Origin of the sequence: Kitasatospora sp. MAP5-34, from assembly GCF_029894335.1 — a bacterium.
Lineage (GTDB): Bacteria > Actinomycetota > Actinomycetes > Streptomycetales > Streptomycetaceae > Kitasatospora.
The window spans coordinates 53,895-71,669 of sequence record NZ_JARXZC010000023.1 but is presented as its reverse complement, the minus strand read 5'-3'; the positions used below and the strand labels follow the sequence as shown (position 1 = coordinate 71,669).

Genomic DNA, 17,775 nt, shown 5'->3' with positions numbered 1-17,775 from the left:
CGCTGCTGACCGGACCGGCTGCTGACAGGGCCCGCTGTTGACCGGGCCGGCTACTGACCGGGCCGGCTACTGGGCTGCGGCGAGCAGTGCCTCGGTGGTGACCACCTTGGCGAAGCGCATCCGGTGCAGTACGGCCGCCGTGCTGCGGGCGAGTTCGGCGGCGGGGATGACCTCGCCGTCCGGGCCGGCCATGTCGAAGGTGTGCATCGCGTCGATCGGGAAGACCACGTCGTAGCCCAGGTTTCCGCCCATCCGGGCGGTGACCTCGTTGCAGGCGTTGGTGATGATCCCGATGGTCACCAGCTGGGTGGCGCCGCGCTCCTGGAGCCAGGCGTGCAGGTCGGGGGTGCCGTAGAAGGCGCTGTTGACGGTCTTGGTGATGTGCAGGTCCCACTTGGCGCCCGCCGCCACCGGCTTCAGCTCGTACCCGGGGGTGCCGGGCATCAACGGGCCCACTGCCGACTTGTGTTGCACCATCACGACCGGGCGGCCGGTGGCCTGCCAGGCGTCCAGGATCTCCGCCATCCGCTCCTCGGCGGCGGGGTTGTCACGGGGGCCCCAGAACTCGTAGTCCTCGAAGCCCTTCTGGACGTCGATCACGATCAGGACCGCGTCTGCGGCGATCTGGAGGGGGGCGTCGAATGCGCTGGTGTTCGTCATGGATCCATCGTGCGGCCGGGCGGGCGGGCCCGGTGAGGGTTTCGGCTGCCGGTGATCGATAGATTCCTGCCATGCGGACGGTGGGATGCCTGATCTTCGACGGTGTACGGGTCTTCGACTATGCCGTGATCGGCGAGGTCTGGTCGAACAGGCCCGGCCGGGCCGGGTTGCCCTCCTTCGACCTGCGGGTCTGCGGTCCGGACCGGGAGCGGGTCCGGCTCGGCGGCGGGCTCGAACGGGTGCCCGACCATGGTCCTGATGCGCTGCTCGACTGCGACCTGGTGGTCGTCCCGGGGGTCGAGGACCCGTTGGCGCGCAGGGCGCCCGAGGTCCTGGAGGCGGTGCGTGCCGTCCACGCACGCGGTATCCCGGTCGCCTCGCTCTGCACGGGGGCGTTCGTGCTCGCCGACGCCGGGCTGCTGGACGGCCGCCGCGCCACCACGCACTGGTGGCTGGCCGCCGAACTCGCCCGCCGGCGCCCGGCGGTACGGGTCGACCCGGAGGTGCTGTTCACCGGCGACGGCGACGTCTGGACCTCCGCCGGTGTCGCCGCCGGGATCGACCTCTGCCTGCACCTGGTCCGCTCGGCGCACGGCCAGCAGGCCGCCGCAGCGGTGGCCCGCCAGATGGTCACCGCGCCCTTCCGGGCCGGGGGCCAGGCCCAGTTCATCCCCTCCCCGGTGCCGGAGCAGAGCGACCGGGACGACCCGCTCGCGGCCGTCCGCTCGGCCGTTCTTGCCTCGTTGGAAACCCCTTGGACGGTAGGGCAGTTGGCGAAGCTGGCGGTGATGTCCGAACGGTCCTTCGCCCGCCGCTTCACCGAGGCCACCGGCACCTCCCCGCTGCGGTGGCTGCTGGAGCAGCGCGTCCTGGCGGCCCAGCGCCTGCTGGAGGAGACCGACCTGCCGGTGGACGAGATCGCCGTCCGCTGCGGCTTCGGCTCGGCGGTCTCGCTCCGCCCGGCCTTCGTCCGCCGGGTCGGCGTCCCGCCGCGCGAGTACCGCAGGACCTTCCGTGGGCGGCAGTAGGCGACCCGTCAGCACCAGGCAGCTCCGTCAGGCCGCGATCGGCTGCCCCGCCGGGTAGGCCGCGCGTAGGCGGCGCTGCGCGGCCGGGCCGCCGCCGTGGCCGGTCGCGGCGAGGTGGTCGAGGCCGAGCAGGGCCGCGCCGAGTACGGGTGGGGCGACCACGATCCGGGGTTCGGCCAGTGGTGCGGCGGCTGAGAGCCGGGCGATCACGTTGTCGATCAGCAGGGGTTGGCGGGAGGCCAGCACCCCGCCGCCGAGCACCACCGGGGTGGGCTCGGTCAGCAGGTCCAGCCTGGTCAGGGCGATCACCGCGAGCCGGGTGATCTCGTCCGCCTGGCGGTCGATCAGCTCCAGGGCGGTGGCGTCGCCCGCCCGGGCCTCGGTGAACAGCACCCGGACGATCTCGTGCAGCCGCTCCCGCTCGACCAGCCCGAGGTGCATCGCCTCGGCGACGGCGTTGGCGCTGGGCAGGCCGAAGTGCGCGGCGATGGCGGGGGCCAGACCGGTGGGTCTGCCTCTGCCGTCCTCGGCGCGGGCGGCGTGCCACATGCTCTCGGCGGCCAGCCCGCCGCCGCCGCCCCAGTCGCCGGTCAGGGTGCCGAGCGCGGGGAAGCGGGCGGTCCGCCCGTCCGGCAGCAGCCCGACGCAGTTGATCCCCGCGCCGCAGACCACCGCGACGCCCCTCGGGCCCTCGGTGCCGGCCCGGAGCAGTCCGAAGGTGTCGTTGGAGACGGCGCTCGACACGCTCCAGGGCCGGGCCGCGATGGCTGCCTGCAGCCGCTGCTCCTCGATCGGCAGGTCGGCGTTGGCCAGGCAGGCGCTGACGTGGCTGGTGAGCACCGGCCCGGAGTGCGGGCCGCCGAGCCGCAGCCCGGCCTCGGCGGCGACCGCCTCGACCAGCGGGACGAGGCCCGCGATCGCGGCCTCGGCCCCCTCCAACTGGGGGTGGAACCCGCCACCCCGGGCGCTGCCGAGCACGCTGCCGTCGGCGCCGACCAACGTGACGTCGGTCTTGCTGTTCCCGGCGTCGATGGCGAGGACGCCCGCTAGTTGCTCAGTGTCGTGGTGGTCCATCAGGTCCTGGTCCCCGGTTCGTACGTGTCCCGGCCGCCCCGGCCGGGAGATCCCGCTGCTCACACCCGCTTGGAGCGACCGCTCACGCCCAGCTCAGGTGCGCACGGTTGTGGGCCAGCAGGCGGTCCGTCAGCTGCTCCGCGAGGTCGAACTGCCCGACCAGCGGGTGGGCGAGCAGGGCGTCGAAGACCCGGTCCCGGCCGCCCTTGAGCGCTGCCTCCAGGGCGAGTTGCTCGTACGCCGTGACGGCGGCGATCAGGCCCGCGTAGAGCGGCTCGACCGGGCGCTGCGGCAGCGGGCGGACACCCACCGCGTCGACCTCGGCCGGTACCTCGATCACCGCGTCGTCCGGCAGGAAGGGCAGCACACCGTCGTTGCGGGTGTTGACCACCTGCACGCTGGTGCCGCCGCCGGTGCCGAGCAGCGAGGCGATCAGCTGGACGGCCGCCTCGGAGTAGAACGCTCCGCCGCGCTTGCTCAGCAGCTCGGGCTTGGTGTCGAGGGCCGGGTCGGCGTACATCGTGAGCAGTTCCCGCTCGATCGCCGCGACGGCCGACGCGCGCGAGCCCTTGACCTTCAACTCCTCGACCACCTGGTCGTGCTGGTAGAAGTACCGCAGGTAGTACGAGGGGACGACCCCGAGCCGCCGGATCACCGGGAGCGGCAGCAGCAGGTCCTCGGCGATCTCCTTGCCGAAGCCGCCGAGCAGTTCCGGCAGTACCTCGCGTCCGGTGGTGGCGTCCGGCGCGTCCAGCAGGGTGACGCCGCGCTCCCAGGTGAGGTGGTTGAGGCCGACGTGGTCGAGCCGGATCAGCTCGGGGGCGACGTTCAGGTGGGCGGCGAAGCGGCGTTGGAAGCCGATCGCCACGTTGCACAGGCCGACGGCCTTGTGGCCGGCGGTCTGCAGGGCGCGGGTGACGATGCCGACGGGGTTGGTGAAGTCGACGATCCAGGCATCGGGGTTGGCCCGGCGGACCTGCTCGGCGATGTCGAGCACGACGGGCACGGTACGCAGCGCCTTGGCCAACCCGCCCGCGCCGGTGGTCTCCTGGCCGACGCAGCCGCACTCCAGCGGCCAGGTCTCGTCCTCGTTCCGCGCCGCCTGCCCGCCGACCCGCAGCTGCAGCAGCACGGCGTCCGCGCCGGCCACCCCGGCGGCGAGGTCGGTGGTGGTGGTGACGGTAGCGCTGTGGCCCTGCTTGGCGAAGATCCGCCGGGCCAGCCCGCCGATCAGCTCCAGCCGGTCGGCGGCGGGGTCGATCAGTACGAGTTCGGCGAGCGGGAGACCAGGCCCGTTGTTTGGAGTGCGGAGCCGGGCGAAGCCGTCGATCAGTTCCGGCGTGTAGGTCGAACCGCCGCCCACGATTGCCAACTTGAGTGACATCAGCCCTTGACCCCTGTCAGTGTCACGCCTTCGATGAAGGCCTTCTGCGCGAAGAAGAACAGCACGATCACCGGAGCCATCACGAGCAGCGTGGCCGCCATGGTGAGGTTCCAGTTGGTGTGGTGGGCGCCCTTGAAGGACTCGAGCCCGTAACTGAGCGTCCAGGCGCCCGGGTTCTCGCTGGCGTAGATCTGCGGGCCGAAGTAGTCGTTCCAGCAGTAGAAGAACTGGAACAGCGCCACCGCCGCGATGGCGGGCCTGGACATCGGCAGGACCACCCGCAGCAGCGTGCGGAGGTCGCCGCAGCCGTCGATCCGGGCCGCCTCGAGGTACTCGTTCGGGACGGTCAGCAGGAACTGCCGCAGCAGGAAGATCGAGAACGCGTCGCCGAACGCCATCGGGATGATCAACGGCCAGAGCGTGCCGGTGAGGTGGAGCTGCTTGGCCCAGAACAGGTACATCGGGATGACGGTGACCTGCGGCGGCAGCATCATCATCGAGATGACCGCCATCAGCGACAGATTCCGGCCCCGGAAGCGGAACTTGGCCATCGCGTAGGCGACCGGGACGCTGGAGACGACGGTGAACAGTGTGCCGAGGCCCGCATACACCAGGGTGTTGCGCCACCAGGTCAGGAAGCCCGGGGTCCGCCAGACCTTCAGGTAGTTGCCCCACTCCCACTGGTGCGGCCAGAAGTCCGTGGTGAGCGCCTGACGGTCCGTCATCACCGAGGTGAGGAAGACGAACACGAACGGCAGGATGAAGAACAGCGCCGCCGCGACGGCCACCGAGTGCACGGCCACCCAGTGCAGGACGGCCCGGCGGCGGGCCACCCGGGCGGCGGCGGTCCGCGTGGTGAGGGGGACGGAGAGCGTGGAGCTCAGGGTCATGGCTCAGTCCTCACTCGACAGGAAGCCCGCGTTGCGGCGCAGCAGCAGGGAGGTGAAGGCCATCGAGATCACGAACAGCACCACGGCGATCACGCAGGCCGAGCCGGTGTCGAAGCGCTGGAAGCCGAGGCTGTAGACCATCTGCGGCAGGGTCCAGGTCGAGCCGTGCGGGTAGCCGGGTTCGAAGGCCTGGCCGGAGCCGCCGATGATGCCGCTGGCGACCTTCCCGGCGACGATCGCCTGGGTGTAGTACTGCATGGTCTGGATGACTCCGGTGACCACCGCGAACATCACGATCGGCGAGATGTTCGGGTAGGTGACGTAGCGGAACCGCTGCCACGGGCCCGCGCCGTCCAGTTCGGCCGCCTCGTACTGCTCCTTCGGGACGTCGAGCAGCGAGGCCATGAAGATGACCATCAGGTCGCCGATGCCCCACATGGCGAGCATGGTGAGGGCCGGCTTCGACCAGCTGGGGTCGGTGAACCAGCCGGGCTGCGGCAGGCCGAGCTTGCCCAGGAAGTGGTTGACCGGGCCGGTGCCGGGGTTGAGCAGGAAGGCGAAGGCCATCGTGGCGGCCACCGGCGGGGCCAGGTAGGGCAGGTAGAAGAGGGTGCGGAAGAAGCCGACGCCGGTCTTCAGCTTGGTGATCAGCATGCCGATCCCCAGCCCGAAGGCGACCCGCAGGGTGACCATCACCACGACCAGCCAGAGCGTGTTCTGCAGGCCCTGCCAGAAGAACGGGTACTTGGTGAAGACGTAGTCCCAGTTCTTCAGGCCGGTGAAGACCGGGGCCGTGAAGCCGTCGTACCGCATGAAGGAGAAGTAGACGGTGGAGATCAGCGGGTAGAGGAAGAAGAAGCCGAAGCCGATCAGCCACGGCGAGAGGAAGGCCAGCGTGCGGGCCGTCTCCCGGCGGCGCTTGCGCTTCAGCGCCGCCGGGACTTCGGTGCGTGCAACTGTCATGCGTTCAAGTGCCATGGTGCGTCCGTCACTTGGCCTGGGTGACGGCCGCGTCGATCTCCTGGGCCGTCTTGGTCAGCCCGGCCTGCAGGTCGGCCTGCTTGCCGGCCTCGAAGTCGTAGCCGAAGTTCTGCATGCTGATCTGGTACGCGCCGCCGTTGATGCTGGAGGGCGTGGTGCTGGAGGCGGGGTTCTTCGCCACGTCCAGGAAGGTCTTGAAGTTCGGGTCGTTGTCGAGCTTCGGCGAACTGAGCGCGTCCATGGTGCTCGGCACGTTGTGGATCGCGTTGGCGAAGCTGACCACGGCGTCGGTATCGGTGGTCAGGTACTTGACGAACTCCCAGGCGGCGGCCTGCTTCTGGCTGCTGCGGGCGATGCCGACGATGGTGCCGGTCTGGTAGCCCCGGCCGTACGTGGCGGCCTGGTCGTCCGGCACCGGGAAGGGCGCGGTGGCCCAGTCGAAGGTGACCTTGTCGGTGGCGATCGAGGCCGTCCGCCACTCACCGTCGATCGCCATTGCGACCTGGCCGGTCTCGAACGGGTTCTTGGCGCTGAACTCGTCGCCGAAGGAACTCCGGTACTTCTCCAGCTTGTCGAAGCCGCCCAGCTTGCCGATCAGCCCCTTCTGCCAGGTGTACATCGCGGCGATCTTGGGGTCGGAGGCGATGTCCGACTTGCCGTCCGCGCCGAAGTACGAGACGCCGTACTGGCCGAGGAAGTGCGAGGGGGTGGACTCGTAGCCGTGGAAGTCCGGCATGAAGCCGAGCTGCTTGTACCCGTCACCGTTCGCGACGGTCAGCTTGACGGCGTCCGCGTCGAACTCGCTGAGGGTCTTCGGCGGCGAGGTGATCCCGGCCGCGGCGAAGGCGGTCTTGTTGTAGTACAGCCCGTACGCGTCGCCGAGCAGCGGCAGCGAGCACTGGTTGCCCTCGAACTGGCTGTACTTGAGCATCGCGGACGGGAAGGTCTTCACCGGGTCGATGCCGTCCTTCTTGAGGAAGGGAGTGAGGTCGGTCCAGACCTTGGCGGAGCAGAACTTGCCGACGTTGTCGGTGGTGAAGGACGAGACCACGTCCGGCGCGTCCGGGCCGCCGGCCCGCAGCGCCTGCTCGCTCTTGTCGTCCGCGATGTTGGCGACGACCTTGACGTGGATGTTCGGGTGCAGCTTCTCGAAGGCGGCGACGTTGTCGTTGATCGCCTTGGTCTCGTTGTCCTGGCTCCAGCCGTGCCAGAAGGTGATGCTCACGTCCTTGCCGGAGGCCGAATCGTCCGTGCCGCCGGTCGAGTTGGTGCCCGTGCAGGCGGTGGCGAAGAGGGCCAGTACAGCGCTGCCGGTGACGGCGGCGAGCGCGCGGCGGGATCTGCGGGGGGTGTGCACTGGAGAGTCCTCCTGAAGCTACGGAAGGTACGGGGGCAGGCGGCATCGCCCAACGGCCCGGGTGCGGGGGATGGGTGACGATTCAGGGAGCTGGCGGGTGGGGGTCGGTCAGTGGGTGGAGAACACCGCTTCCCGGGCGGTGGCGAGGGCGCGTTGCAGCGCGCCGTGCAGGACAGGCGAGCCCGGGACGGTACTACTACGCACCTCGGGCCGGGGGATGGAGAGCCCGGCCAGGGCGTCCTGGACGAGCCCGCGCAGCCGGTCGCCGCCGGCCGTCGGGACGTCGCCGGAGATCACCACCAGCTCGGGGTCGACCACGGAGACGATCACGGCCAGCCCGACGGCCAGCCGCTCGGCCAGGATGTCCAGGAACGTGTCACCCGCGCCCGGGGTGCGCAGCGCGAGTTCGATGGCCGCCTCGGCGGTCGCCGCCACCAGCCCGTGCTCCCGGGCGAGGGCGAGCACCGCCGGAGCACCGGCCAGTTCCTGGAAGCCGCCGGAGTTCTTCCGGCGCAGCCGGTGGACCACCGGCGCGCCCGGCACCGGCATGTAGCCGACCTCGCCCGCGCCGCCGGTGAAGCCCCGGTGCAGCCGCCCGGCGATCACGATCGCCGCGCCGATGCCCTCGGCCGCCCAGAGCAGGACGAAGTCCTCGCAGCCCTGCGCGGCACCGAAGGACTGCTCGGCGATGGCGGCCAGGTTGACGTCGTTCTCGATGGTCACCGGCGCGCCGAGCGCGGCCGCCAGCTCGGCCAGCAGCCGGGGGGAGTGCCAGCCGGGCAGGTGGGAGGCGTACCCGAGCTTGCCCGTGACCGGATCCAGCGCGCCGGGCACGCCGATGACGATCTCGCGCAGGCTGCCGTCCGCGAGTCCGGCCTCCCGTACGGTCGCGGCGACGGCGGCGGCCGTCCGTTCCAGCGTCTCGGCGGCGGGCCAGCCCTTGGTGGGGACCAGCTGTTCGGCGAGGGTGGTGCCGGTGATGTCGGCCACCGCGACCCGGATCCGGCTGGGCGTGACGTCCAGCCCGGCGACGTACCCGGCGGCCGGATCGACCTGGTACAGCTGCGCGTTCGGGCCGGGTCCGCCGGCCGTGGTGCCGACCGCCCGGACCAGCCCGGCCGACTCCAGCCGGGTCAGCAGCTGCGAGGCCGTGGGCTTGGAGAGGCCGGTGAGGGTGCCGAGCTGGGTACGGGAGAGCGGGCCGTTGGTGAGCAGTAGCTCCAGGGCGGCCCGGTCGTTGATCGCGCGGAGCAGGCTCGGTGTTCCGGCGAGCGGGGGGCGGGCGGGTGTCTTGTCGGTCACGTACCCGATCCTCCTCTCTCCGCTGGTGGGACTGGGGTAACAAGGGTGCAACGGGTGACCCGCAAGGGTGGTGGTGAGGCGGTGACGGGAACTGTTAGGAAACTTTCCAATCACCGAGAAGGACGGTAGGCCCCGGGCCCGGAGAGTGTCAATGACCCGGTGCGGGCTGGATGCCGAAGCGTTACCGACCGCTCCGGGCCCGCCCCCGGACAAGCGGAAGCCCCGCCCTCCCGGCGCGGGAGAGCGGGGCTTCGGCGGACTGCCTCAGTGGACCTGCTGCGGATCGTCCAGTGAGTGCGTCGGCATCGGTATCGGCTTGGTGGACAGCGACTTGGCCGAGGCCGGGTCGGCAAGCGCCGACGGTGGCGCGGCGTCGACCACGGGCGCCGAGACGGCGGCGGTGGCCTCCTCCTTGAGCCTGATCCCGGCCAGGTCGAAGGCGGCCTTGAGCCGCCAGCGCAGCCCTCGGGTGACCACCGGGGCCTTGCCGGGCATGGTGCGCACCTCGACCTTCAGCACCACCGACTCGGCGGCCACCGAGTCCACCCCGAGCACCTTGGCCGGCTCCCAGAACAGCTCGTCCCAGGGGGCCTCCTTGGCCATCGCCTCGGCGGTCTCCAGGATCAGTGTCGTCACCCGGTCGAGATCCTCCCGGTAGCCGACCTGGACGTCCACGGACGCGGTCGACCAGCCCTGGCTCAGGTTGGCGATCCGCTTCACCTCGCCGTTGCGGATGTACCAGATCTCGCCGTTGGCGCCGCGCAGCTTCGTCACCCGCAGGCCGACCTCCAGCACCGTGCCGGTGGCCACCCCCGTGTCGATCTCGTCGCCGACGCCGTACTGGTCCTCGATGATCATGAAGACCCCGGACAGGAAGTCCGTCACCAGGTTGCGCGCGCCGAAGCCGATCGCCACCCCCGCCACACCGGCACTGGCCAGCAGCGGAGCCAGGTCCAGGCCGAGCGCCGAGATCACCATCAGCGCGGCGGTGCCCATGATGCTGAACGAGGCGACGCTGCGCAGCACCGACCCCATCGCCTCCGAGCGCTGCTTGCGACGCTCGGTGTTCACCACGCCGGCGTTGGCCAGCAGCCCACCGAACCGGCTGCCGTCGTGGTGGTCGTGGTGCTCGTGGTGCCGGGCCATCCGGGAGACCGTCTGCGAGATCAGCTTCCGGATCACCGCCCGCAGCACCAGCGCCAGCAGCACGATGAGCACGATCTTGACCGTGCCCTCCGCCCAGCTCTGCCAGTGGCTCTCGAACCAGCCGGCCGCCTGCTTGGTGCCGGCCGACACCTGCGAGGCACTCGTCGGGAGCGTGAGGTCGGGCAGCTGCGGTGTGGGCAGGTGCAGCGCGGGCGGGTGCGCTCCGGACGAGTGCACGGACGAGTGCAACTCGGATGCGGACACCGAGGGCGCCGATACCGAGGGTGCCGATACCGAAGGCGCCGATACCGAGGGCGAAGGGGACGCGCCGGCGAGCACGCCGGCGACACCTGGCCAGGACACTTGCACGACCTTCCTACTGACGTACGTACGGACCGGGGCCCGCCCGGCTCCCGTGCGATGGCTGTTCCGGGGGCCGACGGACCGTCCGGGCCAGCCTAGCGGCCGAAAGGTGCCCTGATTTCGGCTCTGCCGACAGCGTTCTGCGGCTGCGCCGACCGGCGCAGAGCGGGACGAAACGGCCGAAAACCCGCCCTCTGTGGTGCATTGTGGCCACACCATGGGCATATCGGTTATGACGGAGCCCACACCTGGTCCGTTACACAGGAGTGGTGGCGCCCTACGACGGCGTAAGGCGACACTGGTGGAGATCACGCCGGAAGACGTGGTCACCCGCTCGTCCCGGCGCGAGCCACGCGCCGCAGGCGTCCAAGGAGGCATCCGTGCCACATGTCCTGGTCCTCAACGCGTCCTACGAGCCGCTCGGCGTAATTTCCATGCGCCGCGCGCTCATCCTGGTCCTCAACCACAAGGCGGTCAGCCTGGAGGACTCGGAATTCACTCTGCACAGCGCCACCAGCGCCATCACGGCGCCGTCCGTCGTCCGACTGACCCGCTTCGTGCGGGTCCCCTTCTGCGGGCCCGTCCCGCTCACCCGCCGTGCCCTGTTCGCCCGTGATCACGGGCGCTGCGTCTACTGCGGGGCCGCCGCGACCAGCGTCGACCACGTCATCCCGCGCAGCCGGGGCGGTCAGCACCGGTGGGACAACGTGGTGGCGGCCTGCCGCCGCTGCAACCACACCAAGGCCGACCGGCACCTCACCGAGCTCGGCTGGCGGATGAAGCGCCCCCCGGCCCCGCCCAGCGGTCTGGCCTGGCGCATCATCGGCACCGGGATCAGAGACCCGCGCTGGCGGCCCTACCTGGAGCCGTACGGCGGTGTGGAGCAGTTCCGCGAGTACGAGCACTACGACCATCCGGAGCACTCCGGCAGGTCGCACCCCGTCCAGAACGGACATCCCGTCCAAGTCGTCCACCACCCGATCCACCGCGGTGAGCAGCCGGAAGCACTCTCGGCCTGACCCACCGCCCGACAGACAGGGCCTGCCCGTCATCCTTCGGTACGCCTCATGGGCCGCCGTCACACCCCTAGCGGGAGTGCCGGCGGCCCGCCGTCGTCAGGGCTACTGCCCGGCGGTCGGGGTCGGCGCCGGGCTCCCCGACGGTGTCGGCGTCGGGGTGGGGGTGGGCGGGGTCACCGGCGGTACGGGCAGTACGGGCGGTATCGGGGCGACGGGGGGTATCGGCGGGTTGACGGGTGCCACCGGCGGGGTGGTCGGGGTGGCCGGTGCGGGGGTGACCGCGTAGGCCTCGATGCCCCAGAGGGAGTAGCCGTACCTGGTCGCCCGGGAGACGCCCTGGATCCGCAGGTACTGGGTGCCAGGCGCGTCGAAGCGGACGGTCTCGGTGCCGCCCTTGCCGTCGCCGACGGCGGCCACCGTCGTCCAGTTGACGCCGTCCGCCGAGGTCTGGACCTGGTAGGCGGCGGCGTACGCGTCCTGCCAGTGCAGCACCACCGAGCCGAGCCGGACGGGCTGCGGCAGGCGCAGCTGCACCCAGGCGTTGTCCACGGCGGGGGAGGACCAGCGGGTCTTCGGGTCGCCGTCGTTGACGTTCGACGCGGGGAAGGCCGGGGTCTCGTCGCCGGACGAGCTCGCCACGGCGGTCGGCGCGAGGTCGGGGCCGCTGGTCGGCGGGACCACGTGCACCTGGAGCACCTGACGCACCGTCAGGGAGTCGGCGGTGAAGGTCACCGGCACCTGGTACGTGCCGGAGGGCGTGTCGGCCGTCGCGGTGACCAGCAGCGGGGCGGTCGCCTGGCCCCCGCGCGGCACGGTCAGCGCTGCGGCGGGAGTGACCGTCAGGCCCTTCGCGACCGCCGGGACGTCGGTCCTGAGCTGGCCGGTGACGCTGTCGGGCCGCCCGGACGCCACCACGGCCAGGGTCTGCGCCGGGGTGGCCTGGCCGGTCACCACGTCGAGGGTGGAGCTGGCGAAGCTGAGCTGGCCGGCGGGGGTGTCGGCGTACCAGGGGACGATCTGGTTGACCACCGGAGGCTGGCCGCCCGGCGCCCAGGTCAGCCGGATCGCGTCGGCGGGCCGGTCCCCGGCCGGGAGCTCGTTGTAGCCGGGCTGCACGGTGCCGATCGGCGCCCAGACCCCGCCCGCGCGCCGGACCTCGACGGAGGCGGTGGCCCGTACCGTCGGGTCGGTGAGCACCGTGACGCGGTCCATCGGACGGGCGGCGCCGAGCTCGACGGTCAGTGGGGTGTCCCCGGCGGTGGGTGCGGCGGCGGCCCGGTAGGCGGTGTCGGGGTTGCCGTCCAGGACGGAGGAGGCGGAGGAGCCGGGGGCGGCGGCGGGGCCGCCGGTGACCTGGGCGGGGGTGTCGTCGGGGGAGGTGAAGCTGAAGTCGCGGACCGCGATGGCGGTCTTCTGGCCGCTGGTGGCGCGCAGCCGGACGGCCTTGGCGACCGTGCCGGCGGGGGCCGTCGCGGTGACGCTCTTCTGGTTGTGGACCTTGGCCAGCTGCTGCCAGCCGCCGGTGCCGGTGGTGTACTCCAGCACGCCGTCGTGCAGGTAGTCGTCAGCGGCGGTACCGGCGTCCGGCCCGTCGCCCCAGGAGCCCATCAGGACGGTGACGGTGCCCAGCGGCTTCCCGGAGCCGAGGTCCAGGCCGACCGAGTCGCCGGACTGCGGCGGGTTGTAGCTCCAGTAGAAGGTGTCGGTGTCGCCGTCGGTCATCAGCGACGGGGTGTGGTCGTGCGCGCTGCCCAGCGTGGTGGTCGGCGTCACCGCGCTGGTGCGTACGCCGGACCAGACGTCGGCCGACTGCAGGGCGTGCTCCAGGAACGGGTCCAGCACGCCGGCGCCGACCGTGGTGGCGGCCTGCGCCAGTTGGTCGCGGAGCTGCCGCAGCTGGACCCGGGCCTGCCAGGCGGCGGAGCCGTTGCCGCCGCGCTGGGCCAGCAGCATGTCCACGGCGGCCTGTCCGGCCCGGCCGTAGGTGCTCAGCTGGGCCAGCCAGGGGGCGGTCTCGGTGCCGACGGCGTCCTGCCCCAGCGCCTGCTGGGCACCGGCCATCACGGTGAACGCGTCCCGGACGGGCGCGGCGGCCGCGCTCAGCCGGGCCAGGTCCGGGGTGTTGCCGTCGGCAGGCTCCAGGGTGGCCCAGAACCGGTTCAGCAGCGGCGTCAGGTAGCCCGACTCGCCGGTGGTGAGCGGCGAGGAGGAGCTGTTGCCGGCCAGCGCGGTGAGCGCCGCGAGGGCCGCGTCGCTGTCGGCGAGCGGGCGCAGCGCGGCCCGCAGGGAGTCGGCCGGGCGGTAGCCGACCGGGTTCCAGTCGAAGTCGGCGGCGGTCGCGAGCGGGATCCGGGAGGCGATCGGCTGGGACATCGCGGCCGTCAGCAGCACGGCGGACCTGCTCGCCACCTCCGGGTCGCGGCCGGTGTACGCGCCGAGGTAGAGCCGGTCGGGGGTGGAGTCGTTGACGGGGTAGTTGTCCAGCGTCATCAGCGGGTGGTGGAACAGGCTGCCGGCGTCGGCCGTCTGACCACCGGTGATCTTCGCCGGGATCACCGCCCCACCGCTCCAGGCGACCTGCACACCCGACGGCAGGGCGGCCGCGAGCGCCGTCCGGTACGGGGAGGCGCCCGAGTGCTGGTACTCCGTCGGGACGACCGAGAGCGGGGCGAGTTCGGGGTGCCCGGCCGCCAGCCGGTCCCGCACCTTGGTGACCAGCGCGGCCTGCGCCCTCGCGGCGGCGGCCGGGCCGGTGCCGAAGTTCTTCTGGTCGACGTTGCAGTGCCACTCGGTGTAACTGACATCGAGGAACTGCAGCTGGAAGGCGCTGAAACCGACGGCGCGCATCGCCTCCAGTTTGCCGACCAGCGCGTCGACGTCCTTGGCCGAGCTGTAGCAGAACGACTGGCCGGGGTCGACGGAGTAGGCGAGCGTCACGTGGTTCGCCCGGGCCCGGTCGCCGAGCCCGCGCAGGTCGTCGGCCTGCGCGGCGGGGTAGGCGTCGCGCCAGCGGGAGAGGCGGTACGGGTCGCCGCCGGGGGCGTAGAGGAAGTAGTTCTGCTTGCTGCGGCCCAGGAAGTCGAGCTGGTCCAGGCGCTGCTCGGTGGTCCAGGGAGTGCCGTAGAACGACTCGGCGGTGCCGCGCACGGGGGCGCCGCTCGGCCAGTCCCGGACGCTGACGCCCGGGAAGCCTCTGCCCGCAGCGCTGTCGCCCTGACCCTGTCCGGCGGCGACCGGGGCGAGCAGCTGCCGCAGGCTCTGCGCGGCGTAGAAGGTGCCCGTCGGGTCGGCCCCGGCGAGCACGATCGCGCCGTACGAGCCGCCCACGGTGGGGAGTTGGCCGGCCGCCAGCAGGTAGCCGCCGGCCGGCAGGCCGGTGTAGGACGGGCCGGAGGTGTCCGTGCCGCCGGCCGCCACGGTGAGCTCCCGCAGCACCCGGTCGGTGGTCCCGTCGGCACCCTCGCCCGGACCGCCGACGTAGACGACCAGCGAGCCGGGCATCGGGGTCTGCGACTGCTGGAGCAGGGTGGAGACGTCGGTGGCGCCGGCGGTGTGGAGGACGTCCCGGACGGCGTCCACGGCCGGGCCGTCCGTCTTGTCGGCGAGCACCAGGCCGACGCTCTTCGGTACGCCGACCGGGCGGCCGGTGTTCGTCAACGACTGTGGCCTGGGGTAGATCTGAGGATTCGTCAGGCTTCCGAGCGGAGTCTGCGGCGCCGCACTGTCGGTGGCGCTGCCGGTGGCGGCCACCCGCTCGAAGTCCGGTGCCGCGTAGCCGGGAGAACTCACCAGCAGCCCGCCCACCACGGCCGCCGCCGACAGCGTCGCCGCGACCTGCAGCGCCGTCCGCCGCCGCCCCGGCCGCGCGGTCGCCCGCCGCTCGGCGCGTACGGAGGCCAGCAGGGGTTCGGTGCCCTTGAGGTCGGCGATCAGCCGGTCCGCCGCCCTGGGGGCCAGCTGTCGTGCCGTCCGCGCCGTCGCCCGGCGCGCGGCCAGTGCGGCCGGGTGCTGGAGCACCTCACGCAGGGACCGGCTCTGTTCGATCTGCTGCCTCAGGCGTCGGCCCGCGACGATGGACACACGCGCCTGCAACAGGAGCCTCCTCGCACCGACCGCCCAGCTCACAGGTCGGTCTCACCACCCGGACCCACCCCGCCGCCACAGCCCACCAGGTGTTCCGGCCGGTGTCAACGCGGCTGAGGGGAATGCCCTGTTTGTCCGACAATGAGGCGACGCCGCCCGAATCCGGCACCTGGCGGGCCGGTTGAGCCAAGTTCACCCGGAGCGCCGAACCCGATCACGTGTCGTGCCGGGTCACGCGGGCCGGTCGCGGGTAGGACTGGGGGGTCCCGTACGGCGTCTCCTCAGAGCACATCTCCTCAGAGCACAGGAGCCCAAGAGTGGCCGCATTCCTCGACCCTGCCGCAGATCCCGCCGACTCCGGCCTCCAGCCGGCCCCCGCCGAGGACGCGCCCGCGCCTCCGCCGGAGTTGGTGGCGCTGGCCCATGCCCACGGCGTGGACAGTACGTACGACCCCGGCAGCGGGCCCGTACCGGTGGCCGCGCACACGCTGGTCGCGGTGCTGGCCGCGCTCGGCGTGGACGCGAGCACGCCGGAGGCGGTCAGGGTGGCGTCGGAGCGTCACCGGGCCGAGCTGGCGGGCCGGTTGCTGCCGCCCTGTGTGGTCGTCAGGGCCGGGCGGCGGACGGCGATCGACGTGCCCGCCGAGGCGCGGCTCACCGTCGAGCTGGAGGAGGGCGGCTGCTGGGCGCTGCCCGCCGGGCGTTCGCACTGGCTCCCCGCCGACCTCCCGCTCGGCCGGCACAGGTTGAAGGTGCGGACTCCGCAGCGGGAGGAGTCCGCGACGCTGATCGTCGCGCCGCAGCGGCTCAAGGGCATCGAGCAGCGCGGCTGGGGCTTCCTGGCGCAGCTGTACTCCGTCCTCTCCGACCGCTCGTGGGGCATGGGCGACCTGGGCGATCTCGCCGAGCTGGCCCAGTGGTCCGGCAACGCGCTCGGCGCGAGCTTCCTGCAGCTCAACCCGCTGCACGCGGGCCTGCCGGGCGCGCCGTCCGACCCGTCCCCGTACCGCCCGTCCTCCCGCCGCTTCGCCGACCCGGTCCACCTGCGGATCGAGGCCGTCCCCGAGTACCCGTACGCGGATCCGGCGGAGCTGGGGGAGTTGGGGGAGCTGACCGAGCGGGCCGGACGGCTGCGCGAGGAGGTGCTCCGGCACGACGGGTTGGTCGACCGGGACGGGGTCTGGGCGCTGAAGCGGCAGGCGCTGGAGATCCTGCACCGGGTGCCGCGCGGGGCCGGCCGGGAGGCGGCGTACCGGGCGTTCGTCGAGCGGGAGGGCGACTGGCTGGAGCGGTTCGCGACCTGGTGCGCCCTGGCCGAACTGCACGGCAGCGACTGGCACGGCTGGTCGAAGAGCCTGCGCCACCCCGGCAGCCCGCACGTCGCCGCCGCGAAGGCCGCGCACGCCGGGACGATCGAGTTCCACCGCTGGCTGGCCTGGCTGGTGGACGAGCAGCTCGGCGCGGCCCAGCACGCCGCCGAGCGGGCCGGGATGGCCGTCGGCCTGATCCACGACCTCGCCGTCGGCGCGCACCCGGACGGCGCCGACGCCTGGGCGCTCCAGGACGTCCTGGCGGAGGGCATCTCGGTCGGCGCCCCGCCGGACGCCTTCAACGCGCACGGCCAGGACTGGGGCCTGCCGCCCTGGCGGCCCGACGCCCTCGCCGCCGCCGGGTACGCCCCGTACGCCGAGCTGCTGCGGGCGTCCGCCCGGCACGCCGGGGCGATCCGGATCGACCACGTGATGGGCCTGTTCCGGCTCTGGTGGGTACCGGCCGGGCACCCGCCGACCCAGGGCGCCTACGTCCGTTACGACGCGGAGGCGATGCTCGGGGTGCTCGCGCTGGAGGCGCACCGCGCGGGCACCCACGTGATCGGCGAGGACCTCGGCACGGTCGAACCGGGTGTCCGGGAGGAGCTGGCGGCGCGCGGGATCCTCGGGACCTCGGTGCTCTGGTTCGAGCGGGACTGGCAGGACAAGGGCGCGGTGCTGCCGCCCGAGCGCTGGCGGTCCGCCTGCCTGGCCACCCTCACCACCCACGACCTGCCCAGCACCGCCGCCCGGCTCAGCGGCGAGCACGTCGAGCTGCGGCACCGCCTCGGGCTGCTGGCCCGGCCGCTGGAGGAGGAGCAGGCCGAGGCGGCGGCCGAGCTCGCCGACTGGCGCACCGAGCTGACCCGGGCCGGCCTGCTGGCGGAGGGCGCCGAGCTCACCCCCGAGGCGCTGTACGCCTTCCTGCTCGCCACCCCCGCCGAACTGGTCGGGGTCTGGCTGCCCGACACCGTCGGCGATCCGCGCCCGCAGAACCTCCCCGGCACCTGGGACCAGTACCCGAACTGGCGCCTCCCGGTGGCCGATCCGACCGGTGCTCCGCTCACCCTCGACCGGATCGCGGCCGCCCCGGGCACGCGCGCGCTGGCGGCCGGGCTCGCCGCCGCGCTCGGAAGGCGCACCCCGGCGCGCGGGGCCGCATAAGCGGCCGGTAAGTT

At 72.5% G+C, this 17,775-nt stretch carries 12 protein-coding genes; 3 read left to right on the top strand and 9 right to left on the bottom strand.

Annotation, left to right across the window (positions count from 1 at the left end; all coding sequences use genetic code 11):
- Positions 1–66: 66 nt before the first annotated feature.
- Positions 67–660 carry an isochorismatase family protein gene (locus tag P3T29_RS19685; protein WP_280717834.1) on the bottom strand — a complete coding sequence of 198 codons (594 nt, stop codon included), beginning with the start codon at positions 658–660 and terminating at the stop codon, positions 67–69.
- A gap of 71 nt (positions 661–731) precedes the next feature.
- Between P3T29_RS19685 and P3T29_RS19680 the strand changes: the two genes are divergently transcribed.
- Positions 732–1,688 (top strand): helix-turn-helix domain-containing protein, encoded by a 957-nt coding sequence (locus tag P3T29_RS19680; protein ID WP_280717833.1) that lies wholly within the window; start codon positions 732–734, stop codon positions 1,686–1,688.
- Positions 1,689–1,715: 27 nt separating this feature from the next.
- On the opposite strand, the gene P3T29_RS19675 is transcribed toward P3T29_RS19680, so the two are convergent.
- The 7 genes from P3T29_RS19675 to P3T29_RS19645 form a co-directional block, all read right to left on the bottom strand.
- The gene (locus tag P3T29_RS19675; RefSeq protein ID WP_280717832.1) at positions 1,716–2,762 is read right to left on the bottom strand and encodes a BadF/BadG/BcrA/BcrD ATPase family protein; all 1,047 of its coding nucleotides are present in this window, start codon (positions 2,760–2,762) and stop codon (positions 1,716–1,718) included.
- A gap of 82 nt (positions 2,763–2,844) precedes the next feature.
- Complete coding sequence (locus P3T29_RS19670) at positions 2,845–4,146, bottom strand: 6-phospho-beta-glucosidase (protein WP_280717831.1); 1,302 nt, start codon at positions 4,144–4,146, stop codon at positions 2,845–2,847.
- On the bottom strand, positions 4,146–5,036 hold the full coding sequence (locus P3T29_RS19665; protein ID WP_280717830.1) for a carbohydrate ABC transporter permease: 891 nt from the start codon (positions 5,034–5,036) through the stop codon (positions 4,146–4,148). Before P3T29_RS19665 ends, P3T29_RS19670 begins: the two co-directional genes overlap by 1 nt.
- Before the next feature lie 3 nt (positions 5,037–5,039).
- On the bottom strand, positions 5,040–5,999 hold the full coding sequence (locus tag P3T29_RS19660; RefSeq protein WP_280717829.1) for a sugar ABC transporter permease: 960 nt from the start codon (positions 5,997–5,999) through the stop codon (positions 5,040–5,042).
- 25 nt (positions 6,000–6,024) lie between these two features.
- Positions 6,025–7,374, bottom strand: a complete 1,350-nt coding sequence (locus P3T29_RS19655; RefSeq protein ID WP_280717828.1) for an ABC transporter substrate-binding protein — start codon at positions 7,372–7,374, stop codon at positions 6,025–6,027.
- Positions 7,375–7,482: 108 nt separating this feature from the next.
- Complete coding sequence (locus tag P3T29_RS19650) at positions 7,483–8,676, bottom strand: ROK family transcriptional regulator (RefSeq protein WP_280717827.1); 1,194 nt, start codon at positions 8,674–8,676, stop codon at positions 7,483–7,485.
- Positions 8,677–8,940: 264 nt separating this feature from the next.
- The gene (locus tag P3T29_RS19645; protein ID WP_280717872.1) at positions 8,941–10,008 is read right to left on the bottom strand and encodes a mechanosensitive ion channel family protein; all 1,068 of its coding nucleotides are present in this window, start codon (positions 10,006–10,008) and stop codon (positions 8,941–8,943) included.
- Between the two features lie 557 nt (positions 10,009–10,565).
- Between P3T29_RS19645 and P3T29_RS19640 the strand changes: the two genes are divergently transcribed.
- Positions 10,566–11,204, top strand: a complete 639-nt coding sequence (locus P3T29_RS19640) for an HNH endonuclease (RefSeq protein ID WP_280717826.1) — start codon at positions 10,566–10,568, stop codon at positions 11,202–11,204.
- A 102-nt stretch (positions 11,205–11,306) separates the two neighbouring features.
- Here P3T29_RS19640 and P3T29_RS19635 read toward each other — a convergent pair whose 3' ends face one another.
- On the bottom strand, positions 11,307–15,296 hold the full coding sequence (locus P3T29_RS19635) for a beta-N-acetylglucosaminidase domain-containing protein (RefSeq protein WP_280717825.1): 3,990 nt from the start codon (positions 15,294–15,296) through the stop codon (positions 11,307–11,309).
- 398 nt (positions 15,297–15,694) lie between these two features.
- Between P3T29_RS19635 and malQ the strand changes: the two genes are divergently transcribed.
- On the top strand, positions 15,695–17,761 hold the full coding sequence (malQ, locus tag P3T29_RS19630; protein WP_280717871.1) for a 4-alpha-glucanotransferase: 2,067 nt from the start codon (positions 15,695–15,697) through the stop codon (positions 17,759–17,761).
- Positions 17,762–17,775 lie beyond the last annotated feature (14 nt).

Bases quoted from the DNA above. Each gene is read 5' to 3' on its own strand.
- P3T29_RS19680 (WP_280717833.1), top strand. From the start codon at position 732: ATGCGGACGGTGGGATGCCTGATCTTCGACGGTGTACGGGTCTTCGAC.
- P3T29_RS19665 (WP_280717830.1), bottom strand. From the start codon at position 5,036: ATGACCCTGAGCTCCACGCTCTCCGTCCCCCTCACCACGCGGACCGCC.
- P3T29_RS19660 (WP_280717829.1), bottom strand. From the start codon at position 5,999: ATGACAGTTGCACGCACCGAAGTCCCGGCGGCGCTGAAGCGCAAGCGC.
- P3T29_RS19670 (WP_280717831.1), bottom strand. From the start codon at position 4,146: ATGTCACTCAAGTTGGCAATCGTGGGCGGCGGTTCGACCTACACGCCG.
- P3T29_RS19675 (WP_280717832.1), bottom strand. From the start codon at position 2,762: ATGGACCACCACGACACTGAGCAACTAGCGGGCGTCCTCGCCATCGAC.
- P3T29_RS19685 (WP_280717834.1), bottom strand. From the start codon at position 660: ATGACGAACACCAGCGCATTCGACGCCCCCCTCCAGATCGCCGCAGAC.